Here is a 14,650-nt window from a genome sequence, read left to right as displayed (position 1 = left end):
GTACGTTAATTCTTCTTCTTCAGTAATCTTTTTATTTACGCTGATCTTAGCTTTTTCTGACATGGATGGCCGTCCTTTCGATCTTTCCAGGGCCTCGGCACCACCCTCCGAAAAAGCTTTCTTCCACGAAGCTATCATAGAAGGGTTAGTTAGCCCGAAATGAAGGGCTGTATCAACCTCTGAAGAACCTGTTCTTTTCATAAAGCTTAATATATCCAGCTTGAATTGAACAGAGTAAGTTTCCTTACTCTTCTTTTTCATTAAACCTTTCTCCCCTAATTTTTCGTAAACTTTTACCCATCTCATAATGCGTGTATGATCCTTCATATTATGCTTTTGTGCTAAAAGCCTATATCCTAATTTACCTGCTTGATACTCCTTTACTAACATTAACTTAAACCCTTCACTATACTTAGCCATAAAGAAACACCCCAAAAATTAGATTTCACTATAACTTTTGGGGTGCAGTACAATCGGGGGCGTTGCCTTTTCTTTTATCTGGTAAAAAGCAGGTAGAAAACAAATTGATTCAATTACCTTTTATTATTTGAGCCCTATCCTCCATTTGTGGAGGTTCTTCAAACCACCCATGCTTAATCTTAATTTCAATTCCTTCTTGTCCGTAGAAAAATATATCTTTAGCAATTAATGAAAATTTTATAGATATATCATTTCTTAAACTAAAAAAGGTTCCAAAACTACCTCCTACAAGTCCAAATCCATTGAGAAGGTAGACGCAATGCATCATGAGATTATCCGAAAATGGTGCGATTGTAGAAGTAGTTACCGTGCTTCCAGATGTAGCAGAGAATTGAACATTGCTCTCTAAAATCATTTCCTCACATGTTTTGATTTGTTTCTTACAAAGTTCAATTCCTTTTACAAAATATTGTTTAACATCTTTGTTCACTGCACATTGTGCGAAACCAGTAATCAATTGCATTCCAATATTATTTGTCTCAATTCCATGGTGAATAATACCAAGCTCAAGGTCATTTAAAGCCCTCTTGTCACCAAAAGGGTTAAATCCTTGCATATACCTTTTGCTTTTTATAAATTCATTTGTTTTTGGCATAGTAACTTTTGGGGGAAGGGTTAGAATCCCTTTTTCCAGCAGATAAAGGGTAGACAATTTATAAATTTTTTGAGTAACAGAAGTAAGTCCCTCATAAATCTGCATAACTTTATCGTTATATGCCATATTCATATTAATGGTGTACATACCCATGCTAACTTCTTTTAAAATACGGACGAACATAATATCAAATCCATTATCGAATAACTTAGGAGCTTCTACGTTGACGTCTTCTTTTGTGTATCCAACAGGTTTCACCATTTTTTGGTCTCTAAATATCTCTTCCATTTGCAAAAGAAAATAATTCAGTTCTTGCCACAAACCGCCCATAATATTCCTAGCTTGTTGGTCATCCGATTTTTCTATAAAGTATTCCAACATTCTCATAATAAGGGTTTTTTCTATGTATGTAAGCCAAAGTGTTCCCACCTCTGGTGCACTTATAGGGTTTGTTAGAATCAAATCTATAACCTCCATGACTTTTTAATTTTAGTGTGTTCAAAGGGAGGGAAATTAGTCAATTTTAAAACGTCACTTCAATAAGGAGTCGATCCTTCTTCTTTTCGGAATAATTTTTAACCTTTATACCATAATAAGACAATAAAAGAAAAAAGAGGTTACTGTAATGTTTTTTAAAGAATCTACAACAATCTCTAAAAATTCAAACGAAAATCTAGAGAAGTTAGAAGATGTTCTTTCTAACTGTGAAGATCTAAAAATCTTTCCGTGGCAATATGGACCGGATCTAATATATAACGCTTTCTCGGTTTATTTCGAGACATTGGTTCAAGAAAAAAGCGTAAATTATATGAAAGAATCCATGCAGGATTTGGTACCACATGAAGTTGGTCCAGCAACGTTGATTAAACCGAGAGATGTCATAAAATTTTTCAGTCAACATGGAATATCTGGTCAAAACGCTGTTCTAGTTGATAGCTTTGACCAGGCTGTGGACAACATTTTACAAGGACACATTGTGATCTTTTTTGATGGTTGGGACAAAGTGTTGTCCTATGCGCAAGCTAGTCAAATTAACTCACGACAAGTCACTGAACCTGTCACTGAATCGGTGGTACAAGGCCCCCGTGAAGGAACCGTTGAAGATCTGCAAAGAAATATCGGGTTGCTTCGAACTCGATTACAGAACCCTCATTTTAAAATTGAGAAATTTAGAGCAGGAGGAGCTACTAAAACCGAGATCGCCTTTGGTTATCTTGAGGGGACGGTTAACGTGGAAATGTTAGCTGAATTTAAAAACAGGATCGAAACAGCTAAAAAAGGTGACGTTTTAGAAACAGCATATATTGAAGAGTTAATTGAAGATTCAACTTATTCACCTTTTCCCCAATATCGGTCTACTGAACGTCCCGATGTAGCTGTTTCTAGTTTATTAGAAGGGAAAATAATTGTATTGGTACAAGGTACCGGAACCATATTAATTTGCCCCGGATTATTAACGGAATTCTTCCAAGCAAGTGAAGATTATTATCATCGTGTTGTGTTTTCATCATGTATTCGTCTGTTAAGAATTGCTGCCTTTTTTATAGCTCTATCATTACCGAGTATTTATGTCGCTTTAACCACTTTTCATCCTGAACTCATACCAACCAACCTCTTAATGGCCATTCTTGATACACGAGAAGGGCTTCCTTTTCCGGCGTTTGTTGAAGCAATCATAATGATTTTTTTCTTTGAATTACTCCGAGAAGCCGGCATTCGTTTGCCAAGGCCAGTTGGTTCGGCGGTAAGTATTGTTGGAGCATTAATAGTTGGTGATGCAGCCATTAATGCCAACATCGCTTCTCCTATTATTGTTATTTTAGTCGCATTAACTGGAATTGCTTCTTTTTCTATACCTCACTACAGCATCTCTATCAGTTTACGGATTCTCCAATTCCCTTTAATGGTTTTAGCTGCTGTATTGGGGGGATTTGGGATTATGATTGGTTACCTGCTCATTATGTTACATATAACACACTTAAGGTCATTAGGACAGCCATACTTTAGTCCACTAACTCCATTCAGACCGAAGCTGTTACTCGATGTATTAATTCGTGCACCACATAAAACATTGTGGAATTCCCCACGAGTACGTGGTATGCGTAAAAATTAAATCATCTAAGAAAGTATGGTAGACAATGAATTCTATCGCCATGAAAGCTTTGCCTATTATGTTTTTATTACTATCTTTAACAGGGTGTTGGGACAGTAAGGAGTTAACGGAATTTGGTTTTATAATGGGGATCAGTTTAGACCAAACAGAAGAAGGCACGATTGAAATAAACGCTCAATCCTATTCACCGACTGAAACGACAGGAGGAATGGGCGGCACAGAAAAAACAGCCTATACAAATATAAAAACGATAAATGAAAGTGTCTTTGACGGAGTTCGTGACATCAATCGATATTTAGGACGTTTACCCCGTTGGAGTCATATGCGTGTCATATTAATTGGAGAACAGTTTGCGAAGGAACACGATATTGGGGAGATTCTTGACTTTTTTAATCGTAATGAAGATGTTCGCCTCACTACGTTGGTTATTGTTACTAATGGAAATGCTGCTGACTATTTGACAATAAAGCCGTTTATTGAACGAACAGTAAGTCAGCAATTGCAAACTATTATCGAAAGTTCTACCAAATATGCAGGTAAGACAATTAAAGCCAGCATTTTAGATATAGATTTGCAATTAAAAAGTAAAGCGAAAACGGCTTTAATCCCGTATTTTAAAATGAATGAAGAACAACAACAAGCTCCTTATAGCAGTGGGGTGGCAATTATTAGTAAAGGGAAAATGGTAGAACTCCTAGAACCGAGGGACGTTCAAGAAGTTCTTATGTTAATGAATAAATTTAAAAGCGGGATGCTTGAGTTTCCTTGTTTGGATGATGGGAGTCAAGAGACATCGAAAATGGAAACGTTAGAAACTTCCCTTATTAAAACAAAAATAACTCCCAAATTCACCATGAAACCACCCACTATTCACATGCTGACTAAAATAGAAGGAACGATTGGTGAACTAAGGTGTACTACTATAACCAATGTTGGCGAAGAAAAAAAATTAGAAGATCATATTAAAAATATAATAGAAGAGAAGATAGAATCAGTGATTGAACGTATGCAGGAAGAGAAAGTGGATGTATTGGGAATTGGGAATAAACTTTATCAACAAGACCCTGCCTTATGGAAAAAATGGGAAAAGGAATGGGAGGACATTTTTGCTGACATCCAATTTATCATTGATGTTGAAGTGAATCTAAGAAGTACAGGCATGCCTATTGGCGAAAAAGTAACGGGGGAATAGACATTGTTTGAGAAAACTGTTTTTCTTGTTATCGTGTACTTAGGTATTTTATTTTACGACGTTCCAAAATTAAAGCAATCAAATCGGAGAGAACGAATCGTTTATGGACTATTGACGCTGCCCATACTATACCTTAGTGGCGTTTATGTGTTTGATTTATCATGGCCAAGTTTAGATGAACTCGTTCACTTCTTTTTTTCAAAACCTGCCCATAAAATTGTTGAAGCTATCAAGGTACCCAAATAACCTGGGATAGGAAAGGAGAGAATAAATTGAAGAAAGTGGAAACGGTTAGTTCTGGACAAATGGCGTGTTTATTTCTCTCTTTTATGCTTGGATCTGCCTATATTAACATCCCACAACCTTTGACGTTAGCAGCTAATAATGGAGCGTGGCTTTCAGTTATTATTGCTAATGGTTATGGATTACTTTTATTGGCATGTATTTTATATTTATATGGTAAAAATCCAAATTGGACTTTAATCGATTATAGCAGGAAATTATTTGGAAAATGGATGACACTATGTATTTATATTCCGATACTGATCGTGCTTTTTTTAGTTCTTTCTTACATTATCATTGATATAGGAGGATTTTTCACTACTGCAATGATGACGGAAACACCAGCGTATGTATTTCATGTTCTCATATTGCTGGTAGCTGCGTTAACGGCAAGAGCAGGTATCGAAGTAATGGCCAGAATGTTTATTTTGCTTCTTTGCTATTCAATCTTTTTTGCTTTGTTAGTATTAATCTTGAATTTACCAAATTTTCACGTAGGAAATCTCCTGCCTGTTTTTCCAGAAGGAATGAAACCGGTTATACATGGTACTTATTCCATAATGGGTTTCCCATATGGTGAATTAGTCCTTTTTTCATTTTTACTTCCATTCGTTAATAAGGAACAGGCTAGGTCATTAAAAAAATATATGTTCTTAGCTCTTTTGCTTCAAGGGTTTTTAATCATTACCTCTATTCTTTGCACGATTATGGCTTTAGGACCACTCTCAGGTACATATAAATTTTCACTTTTTGAATTGGCACGTTTGGTCAATATTAAGGAAATTATTACAAGGATTGAGTCTTTCATTGGAATCTCCTTGATTGTTGGTTCCTTTATGAAAGTAACCATCATGCTGTTTGTTTTAAAAATGACCCTATCAAGATTATTAAAATTAAAGGATGAACAGATTATTATCTTTCCTGTTACGTTTATTATCCTCCTTCTCACACTTACCATGTTCAAGTCAGAGATGGAGCATGTTGAAGCAATATTTATTATTTGGCCATTAGTTGTTACTACCCTAGTCGTTCTCCCTATGCTTTTTATTACCATCATGGCATTTTTCAGGGGAGAGAAAATAGAAGTGAAAGACGATAGCTTTTAGTTGTTGCCGTATGTTGGTTTCCCTAGGAAAATCAAGTACATTCATTTTTCATATGTATATGAAAAGCAGCCAAGGCTTTTTTTAAAGCACTTGGCTGCTTCTTTTTATGCTCTAACTTCTAGGAATAACTAGGTATCTAGAATAATATGAATGAGGAGACGGTATCTGTAATTGTATCTTTTTAATATAGATTACTTTCGCTTACGGTCAGATTCAGATTCAGATTATAGTTAAGCATCAATAAAGGGATGTGAGAAGCCATTGAGGAATAATTGGATTCCTTCTACTCCTTTAGAACAGATGGCCAATACCGAATACGATGTTTTGATTATTGGCACTGGTGCAGGCGGGGGAGCAGTTACCTGGAGAATATGCGAACAATGGGGAAAAAATGAAAAAAAAGTAGGTGTCGTTGAATCTGGTGATTTTTTGCTCCCAACACAAGCAGCCAATATTCCTACAATGAATAGTGAACGTATGAACAAACTTCATGAGTATGTATCAAAACCATTAGGTAGATTAAATCCCGAATTTCAGGGGGCTAAACAGGTTTTTGCTTTTGGTGGAAGAACTTTATTTTGGAATGCGATCACTCCACGGTTGAATCAGTTAGAACTTGGACAATGGCCTGTCACGGTCCAAGAGATGGAATCTTATTATCGAGTTGCAGAAAGGGTAATGAATGTATCAAGAGAATACACAAAGGGTTCCCAGATCACAGAAATATTGTTGAATAGATTGCAGTGGAAGGGTATAACAGAAGCTGCTCCTGCTCCTATAGCCGCCGAACTTGGTCCTGGAATTTATGGACAGGGGGGTTCAGATGTATTTTTTGGAGCAATCGATTTCTTTGCAAAAGCATTAAATCACCGTCCATTCGATTTAACTGTAAAAACTCGTGCCGTTCAAGTACTAGTTGAAAGTGGAGAAGTAGTTGGCGTAAAGGTCCTATCTTCAGAAAAAAAACCTTATATTTTAAAAGCAAAGACCGTTGTATTGTCAGCTAGTACATTTGAAACACCTCGATTGCTTCTTCACTCGGGAATTAAAGGGCAAGCCATCGGTCATTATTTAATGAATCATTCTTTTGTGTTAGCCACTGGATCCATAAGCCGTGAGGAGTTTCCGGAACCTTTAGGAACTTTAAGCATTTTAATTCCTTCAACACCTGATAGGCACTATCAAATACAGCTAAGAGGACCAAATGGATATTTTTGGTACCAACCATACCAAACAAAACCTTTTCTAAAGGAACTAGAAATAAATTTTCTTTGTTCTGGTGAGGTTGAACCTAGATTTGAAAATAAAGTTACATTAGATCCCTATAAAACGGATGAATTCGGGGTGCCAGAAGTACAAATACATTTTTCCTATAATGAAAAGGAACAAGCCATCATCCGTGAAATAGCTGGAGCAATTGATCAGATATCTTCCTATTGTGGTATAAATATGCATTCGAAACCGGGCCAGCCTTCCATCTGTCTAATGCCGCCGGGTGATCAAAATCATGACTCAGGAACCTGCCGAATGGGTAATGATCCATCAACCTCTGCAGTCAACAGGTATGGGCAAATACATGGTGTTAAGGGACTATATGTTGCTGATAACAGTGTCTTTCCTTCCATCGGTTCGGCAAACCTGACACTGACGACTGTTGCTTTAGCCATTCGAACAGCAGATTATATCATCCATCAGGATCAGGAGCGTGCCTTCACATGATTACATTAACAGCTTTTGGTGATGAAATTTCACCTGATTTGGAAATTCAAATGGATACTTTGGCCTCCGAAGGGATTTATTATATTGATTTACGAGGTGTAGGAGGAAAAAATGTTTCACAACTCAATGATAATGAAATAGAAGAAGTAAAAAAACGCCTGGATGCTCGAGGTTTTCGCATTTCCTCCATCGCTTCACCGATCGGGATTATTCCTATAACAGATGATTTTACTCCACAGCTGAATGATATGAGGCGGGCCATTTATTTAGCCAAATATTTTGGTACACCATACATTCGGATTCGCTCTTTTATCATTCCTCAAGGAGAAAATCCTTTAAAGTATAGAGCTGAAGTTTTAAGACGAATAAAAGATCTGACTCATATCGCTGAACATGAAAGTGTCATCCTACTTCTTGAGAACGATACGACAATGTATGGGGATACCGGGGAACGCACACTTGATATTCTTCAAAGTATTAACTCCACTAATCTTCGTTTTGCGTTTGATCCTGCTAATTTTTTACGCTCTTCAGTGCTGCCAATGACACATGCCTATCCTCTTTTAGAGCCTTATATTTCTTACATTCATATGAAGGATGCTCAAATAGATACTGGTATAGTGGTTCCGTCTGGAGAAGGAGACGCTGAAATTATAAAATTACTTACTTCATTAAAGGAGAAAAAATATTCCGGTTTTATATCGATTGAACCAAAGGGTATGCCAGGTATCGCTGATCGGGATTTCTTCTTGGTTGCAGCAAAAGCCTTGAAAATGCTTTTAAATAAAATAGGATTAAAATGGGATAAAAATAATCCCTATCTGGATACTTACAGTAAATTTTCTACTTCATCTGCTATTAAACAGAAACAAGCTTCTTTTCCCCCGGCTTGCCCTCAGGTGATATCACCGGAAACTGTTGATTCCTGGATTCCACTCACCCCGTTAGAAAAAATGGCGCAAACAGATTATGATGTATTGATTGTAGGGAGTGGAGCAGGAGGAGGCGCGGCCCTTTGGCGGCTTTGTGATCAATGGAGAAATAAAGGAAAACGAGTTGGTATGATTGAAGCAGGAGACCTATTGCTGCCAACACATGTTGAAAATCTCGGATTACTCTCCCGCGAACATGCAGTACAATATATTTCTTCTATAACAAGACCACTTGGAAAAAGACTTCCTGAATTTTCAGGTGCAAAACAAGTTTTTGGCCTAGGGGGCCGGACTATACAGTGGGCAGCAGCTTGTCCTCGAATTCCTTCATATCTTATTTCACAATGGCCTATCTCAATAAAAGAGATGAATATTTACTACAAAATCGCTGAACAGGTCATGAATGTGAATAAAACCTTTTCGAAATCGAGTTTACCCACTCGAATCATTCTAAACCGTCTTTGGGCAAATGGATTTTTTAATGCGACAAGTATACCTTTTGCTGTCGACATAACACCAACTAAATATGGCGCGATCCATTCCAACGCTGTATTTAGTTCCATCCTTTTCCTTGCAGAAGCTTTAAATTACATGCCATTTGATCTCGCTGTAAATGCTCGTGCCGTTCAACTGCTTATTGAAAAAGGAAAAACAGCGGGTGTTAAGGTCGTATCTCCGGATTTGAAATCATACTGGATCAAAGCAAAAACGATTGTTTTGTCGGCAAGTACTTTTGAAACTCCACGCCTGCTCCTTCATTCAGGAATTTCTGGTCCAGCCATTGGCCACTTTCTTATCGATCATTCTGCTTTAGCTACAAATCCAATAATCAACCGGAAGTTGTTACCAGAGGATTTAGGTCGGATTGGTATTTTGATTCCAAATACCAAGGACAATCCTTATCAAATCGAATTTGGCATGCTTGAAAAACCGCTTCAAGATGAGTTAGAGATGATCTTCCATGGTTATGGAAATGTAGAACCACGAGTTGAAAACATGATCTTTCTTGATCCCTATGAGAGAGACAAATATGGTGTACCAAAGATCCAGGTTCATTTCAATTTTAGTAATCGGGATCGAGTTGTCATTCAGCAATTGGCAGCAGGAATGGAAAGGGTTATTTCGTCCTTAGGAATCATTGACGGGCAGCCCAAGATTTATCTGCGTGCACCTGGGGATGATAACCATGAATCAGGAACTTGCCGTATGGGTAATGACCCTTTCACTTCAGCAGTTAATGGATTCGGTCAAATTCACGGCATTTTAGGACTTTATGTAGCGGATAACAGTATTTTACCAACTTTAGGAGCCAATCCTACACTTACAACAGTTGCATTGGCAATTCGGACAGCGGATTATATTATTCATCAAAACAAATAAATATAGTTGCTGAAAAGCTTCATGGATGGTTAACTGGTGATTTTAGTAAAGATCCAGCTGCCATTGATGCGGCTTTTTTACTATTTTCCGCTATTTGCCTGAGTATTTATCACACACCTGCAATAGGGGACTCGTCATATGATACATTAGCATTTGAATTCAAAGTGATTCAATCACTACTGCCATATAGAACAGTATTATGGGGGGATAGGCTTTTTTCAAAAAAGGTACTTCAGGAGGGACATTTTGAAGACATTATTATTGGAGAACATTTTAACTGCAATGAACATTCAACCTAATGAAAAGCAAAAAGGTATACGAATCAAGAACGTCACTTATAACAGATTTGAAATTAGGAGTCATACGTTATTTTTTCGTTGGAACAATAGAGCGGTGCCTGTTGAATCTATACAGAAATACAAAAATGTATTCATCGTTACCGATACACCATTTTCTCATATGGAAAGATTAAATCCTAATCAAATCATAATGGTAAAGGATCTCAAAGACAGTTTCTTTAAATTTACTTCGTATTACAGGAATCTGTTTAACATTCCTGTAGTCGCCATTACTGGTACATGTGGAAAGTCTACTACGAAAGAAATGCTAAAACACATTTTGGAAGAAACACACAAGGTGCAGGCAACAATATCAAGCAAAAATGCCAATTGTTACAACCTTCCTTATTTAATGGGAATTGATGAAGATACGGATGTGGCAGTGTTTGAAACAGCCGTATCTTCAAAAGGGGATATGACTGAGTCCTGTAAGTATTTTTACCCGACTATTGGGATTATGACAATGATTGATGTGGATCATACGGATAAAATTCGATCATTTGATCATTATCTAGCAGAAAAGGCAAAAATAATGCAAGGTATGAATAATAAAGGAATTCTCATCCTAAATTCGGACGACCCCTATCTCTCCACCCTCGATACTTCTACATTTAAGGGAGAGATTATAACGTTCGGAAAAAACAAGGATGCTATTTTTAGGATTAAGAAGTATCAGTATCATTCCTCCGGCATGACTTTTTGGATGGAATATAAGCAAAGGGGATTTAAAGGATATATACCGGGTCTTGGTGAGCATAATGTATATAATGCAGCCGCTTCATTAGTAGCTGCTGCAATCTTAGGAGTGGATATTCACTATGCTATAAAGAGATTATCTTCTTATCATCACATGAGATCCCATTTTCAAATCATTGAAGGACGAAATCAAATTACGTTGGTGGATGATACTTGGAAGTCAAATCCTGCTTCCTTAAGAAAAGGCTTAGAAACATTAAGCAGGATTGCATTGCCATCCCAAAGAAAAATTGCTGTTCTGGGAAGAATGGCAGCACTGGGAAAATATGCAGATGAAGAATACGAAAAGGCAGGAAACCTAATCGGTGCTTCGGGGGTCGATATTCTCATCACCAAAGGGTTTATTGCAAAAGATTTTGAAAAGCCAGCTATAGAGGCAGGGGTAAATCCGCATAATGTTTATCATTTTTCAGATGCAGATGAGATAAAGAGGTTTTTTGATTCATTTTTAATCCCAAATGACATTGTTTATTTCAAAACGGGCGGGGATGACTCAGACTTCGATGAAGTCATCGAATATTTAAGAAGTTAAAATGGTAGAAACTTTTCTCATAAAAAGGCAGCTTTCCTTTATGAACCGCAACCCAATTGTCCACAATTGGAGGTGCAGTTCATGAGCGGCAAGCTGCCTTTTTGGGGATTAAATATTTGTCCCATGATGATAACCTGTAATAACTGGCTAATCTGGCTTTATTTTATTTCCCGTTTGTATCAGCTAAATATTTAGCATACAAAATCGTATTTTTGGCTACATCTAATTCAAGATTATATATATTAGGTGGACCTGGTCTCCAATTTACTTCAAAAAGCCATAGTTTTTGGTTGGCATCAATTCCGACGTCAATTCCTAATTCATCCAATTCACTGTCATATAAAGAATCAAAATGATTTGAAAAACTTATCGCAAACTGTTCAAGATACCTTTGAATATCATACCAGGAGTTACCAAACTCTGTTTTTAAAAAAATATCCAGGTAAGTACTATAACCACCACTCTTCATATTAGATGTGATGGTCCCTAAACGCCCGATCCGTGGATAAATAGAAGTAATAACCCATTTTCCTTCTCCATTTTTTTGTACATGCAACCGGAAATCAAAAACATGACCAGATTTTGTTTGACTTGTAATAAACTGTTGAACTACGTAATCTTGTTCTTGTATTTTAAGGGATAACAAGTCTAACAATTGTTTTTCATTTAAAGTTGATACTAATCCTGCCTCATTCATTTTGTAATGATTTGAACCATATTTTTCAATATAAACAACGCCCCCTCCTTGATGCCCAGTTAAGGGTTTGATAATAACTTTTTTATACCGATGGATCATGTCAAAAAAAACCTGAACGTCAGTTAATTCATAAAAAGGAATAAGGTAATGTGTAAATTTATTTGCCTTTTTAATTCTGTTATATACCGTTAATTTGTCCCCAATAGAATGACTTGTAAACGGAATCCTATCAAACAAATAATCAAAGATTTGTTTAGTTTTCTCACTTGCAAGATAACTTGCATTATAAATGACATCAGGGAAAGGAAATTCCTTTTCAATCCATTGTCCATTTTCATAGGCTTTTCCTAAAATTTTTTGCTGTTTTATATTCACCTTCCCTAGGGTAAAGTAAAAAAAGTTTACACCTTCTGCTTTTGCTGCAGCGGCATAAGCATATGCTTTCTTTACATTACTTGGATCACTGCGATGATGAAGCATGCCAATTAACGTCATTATACTTCTTTTCCACCTCTCCACATTCTTTTTCTGTTAAAAGACTAGAATTTTTGTTCAATCATTAATAACTCATCTAATTTCTTAAAACCTCTGTTTTAATAGATCATACTCATTATTTGTCACTTGGAATTTTTAATTGGGTCAAGGTAGAAATGTATTTCGCTAGCTGCTCTCATAGCAATTCTTTTCGCTTCGAATTTACCCTCTGAGGATGCCAAAATGTATCCGCAACGATCTCCCATTGATAAAGGCGGACGTAATATCTGTCCTTGTCGGGGTTTTATATACACCTCTTCTACACCGGGATATTGAGAGACTCGTTCTTTCCCCGTTACCTTCATTAATTTTCCTTTAGAATCAACTGTTAAATAATGTGCATATACATACTTACTGTGTTTTTTAGTAAGGCAAGGCTCATTTCCTAACATTAATTGAATGGTTTCCTCTACTAAATTAATCCCATATCCGACTTCAATGATTCGATTCATCGCTCCACCTGAGATTCTTGGGTTAATTTCAATTAATTTCCAAACTCCATTTACTAAACGCATTTCAAGGTGACAGGCACCATTTTTCATTTGAAAAGCCTTTAAGATGGAACTTACTGTCTCAAGGATACTATTGTATATCCTTTGATTGACATCTGTTAGTAAACAATATCCGGTTACGATAAATCGTTGTAAAAAAGTAATCTGTTGTTCGATTATCGCGACAATATGAACTTTTCCATTGTGTACTAAAACTTCAATTAAATATTGGGGTCCTATTAGATACTCTTCCAGTAAAATCTGTTCATTTTTTTTTAGTAATTCTTGTAATGCCAGCCTCAACTGATTCTCGTTATTTGCCAAATGGACATCTTTTGAGCCGGCAGATGTGGGAGACTTTACAATAAGAGGTAAATAGTTATTGGCTTGACCAATAAAATTCTCTAAGGAAAAATCATCTGGTTTATAAAGGGCATAATAAGGAGAATTTGGGTGTCCTTTGAGAAGCTCACGAGTTAAAACTTTATTTTCCATTTTTAATATTGAATCAGTAGAGACTACACTTGAACAAAATTCTTCTGATAAGGCGGCTGCTACATGAACGTAAGAATGTACAAAACTCAAAATGCCTTTTATTCGTTTACCTTGTCTTTGTAGTTTGCTGAGGTTTTTTTTTATTTCATCATAATTGGATAATTTTACTAAAATCATTTGATGGACTTCGGGAAATTCTGTTCTTTGGTGAATGTATTTTTGCCTATTGGTTAATAACACCGTAAAATATCCGAGTCTCTCTGCAGCTTTTATTGCTTCTCTACTGGATCCGGATTTGTTAGTTTCAATAAATACAATGGTTTGCATAAGCTTTGTCATCCTATCTTTGGAGGTTTTTTATTGAAGGATTTAGCTTTACCAGTTATATTCGAATAAACTGATAAGTACAATTTATTATATTGTCATAAGACAACAGTGGTATGGACAATCGTCATAATTCTTAAGACAATTAAATTAGAATTTGTACAGAGTTCATAAAAGGACAAAACTACCGTATGTAGAAAGGTGATTTACATGAAGATGATTGATGAGTACTTCGAAACAGCGATGGAAGCCTGGAGTATGATGCAAAAGACTTCTGGTGATGAAGGGGCAGAATGGGCAGAAAGATTTGAACGCTACTTTTATGAATTTATCGATGAATTGAAAAAATGGTGGGCAACACTTTATCCAAAACCAACGAATATAGATGAGGCTGAGGAGTTACCTCAAATAAAAAAGTGGATGGAGCAAATCCCTGCACCTGTACAACTAAATTTTCTTACAGAATTAGAGGATATTTTGGATGGATTAGATACAGAACGTTTTGATTAAGAAGTAGATTATGGTGGAGATGTGTTATTGAACTACCAGAAAATAGACTTCTTTAATTCAGTGAAAAAAGGTAATACTAAAGAGGACGCAGCTTATTCATTTCTTAAAAAGGGGAGAGCGCCAGATTCATTGATCTATGGTTTAGAAAGTGCGACGATATCGAACGAGTTCACG

General features: G+C 36.4%; 12 protein-coding genes. 8 read left to right on the top strand and 4 right to left on the bottom strand.

All coding sequences use genetic code 11. The features are described from left to right. Both J7E67_RS30340 and J7E67_RS30335 read right to left on the bottom strand, forming a co-directional pair. Positions 1-420, bottom strand: a 420-nt coding sequence (locus J7E67_RS30340; protein WP_214733428.1) for a helix-turn-helix domain-containing protein, incomplete at its 3' end; no start/stop codon positions are given. 109 nt (positions 421-529) lie between these two features. Continuing rightward, on the bottom strand, positions 530-1,537 hold the full coding sequence (locus tag J7E67_RS30335; protein ID WP_251027105.1) for a DUF3231 family protein: 1,008 nt from the start codon (positions 1,535-1,537) through the stop codon (positions 530-532). A gap of 163 nt (positions 1,538-1,700) precedes the next feature. Here J7E67_RS30335 and J7E67_RS30330 point away from each other — a divergent pair, with 163 nt between their 5' ends. The 7 genes from J7E67_RS30330 (at position 1,701) to J7E67_RS30300 (ending at position 11,425) form a co-directional block, all read left to right on the top strand. Then, positions 1,701-3,188, top strand: coding sequence for a spore germination protein (locus J7E67_RS30330; RefSeq protein WP_214733426.1), 1,488 nt, complete (start codon positions 1,701-1,703; stop codon positions 3,186-3,188). A gap of 25 nt (positions 3,189-3,213) precedes the next feature. After that, positions 3,214-4,380, top strand: coding sequence for a Ger(x)C family spore germination protein (locus tag J7E67_RS30325; protein WP_214733425.1), 1,167 nt, complete (start codon positions 3,214-3,216; stop codon positions 4,378-4,380). 3 nt (positions 4,381-4,383) lie between these two features. After that, entirely contained in the window at positions 4,384-4,626 is a 243-nt protein-coding gene (locus J7E67_RS30320; RefSeq protein WP_214733424.1) for a hypothetical protein, read from the top strand. Between the two features lie 35 nt (positions 4,627-4,661). Then, complete coding sequence (locus J7E67_RS30315) at positions 4,662-5,768, top strand: GerAB/ArcD/ProY family transporter (protein WP_308161497.1); 1,107 nt, start codon at positions 4,662-4,664, stop codon at positions 5,766-5,768. Positions 5,769-6,029: 261 nt separating this feature from the next. Continuing rightward, positions 6,030-7,487 carry a GMC oxidoreductase gene (locus tag J7E67_RS30310; protein WP_251027104.1) on the top strand — a complete coding sequence of 486 codons (1,458 nt, stop codon included), beginning with the start codon at positions 6,030-6,032 and terminating at the stop codon, positions 7,485-7,487. Beyond that, positions 7,484-9,799 carry a TIM barrel protein gene (locus J7E67_RS30305; RefSeq protein ID WP_251027103.1) on the top strand — a complete coding sequence of 772 codons (2,316 nt, stop codon included), beginning with the start codon at positions 7,484-7,486 and terminating at the stop codon, positions 9,797-9,799. Before J7E67_RS30310 ends, J7E67_RS30305 begins: the two co-directional genes overlap by 4 nt. A gap of 246 nt (positions 9,800-10,045) precedes the next feature. Then, positions 10,046-11,425, top strand: coding sequence for a Mur ligase family protein (locus tag J7E67_RS30300; protein ID WP_214733422.1), 1,380 nt, complete (start codon positions 10,046-10,048; stop codon positions 11,423-11,425). A 163-nt stretch (positions 11,426-11,588) separates the two neighbouring features. Here the strand turns inward: J7E67_RS30300 and J7E67_RS30295 are convergent, their stop codons facing one another. Then, the gene (locus J7E67_RS30295) at positions 11,589-12,617 is read right to left on the bottom strand and encodes a YheC/YheD family endospore coat-associated protein (RefSeq protein ID WP_214733421.1); all 1,029 of its coding nucleotides are present in this window, start codon (positions 12,615-12,617) and stop codon (positions 11,589-11,591) included. Positions 12,618-12,739: 122 nt separating this feature from the next. Then, a complete protein-coding gene (locus J7E67_RS30290; RefSeq protein ID WP_214717186.1) occupies positions 12,740-13,969 on the bottom strand; it encodes an ATP-grasp domain-containing protein in 1,230 nt (409 codons plus the stop codon). Between the two features lie 207 nt (positions 13,970-14,176). Here J7E67_RS30290 and J7E67_RS30285 point away from each other — a divergent pair, with 207 nt between their 5' ends. Then, positions 14,177-14,476: a hypothetical protein gene (locus tag J7E67_RS30285; RefSeq protein WP_214717185.1), complete on the top strand. Its 300-nt coding sequence runs from the start codon at positions 14,177-14,179 to the stop codon at positions 14,474-14,476. The last annotated feature ends 174 nt before the right edge of the window (positions 14,477-14,650 follow it).

The sequence above is a fragment of the Bacillus sp. ISL-46 genome (assembly GCF_018613205.1).
Note: the sequence above shows the minus strand (reverse complement) of the source record. Positions and strands in the feature narration are given on the sequence as shown.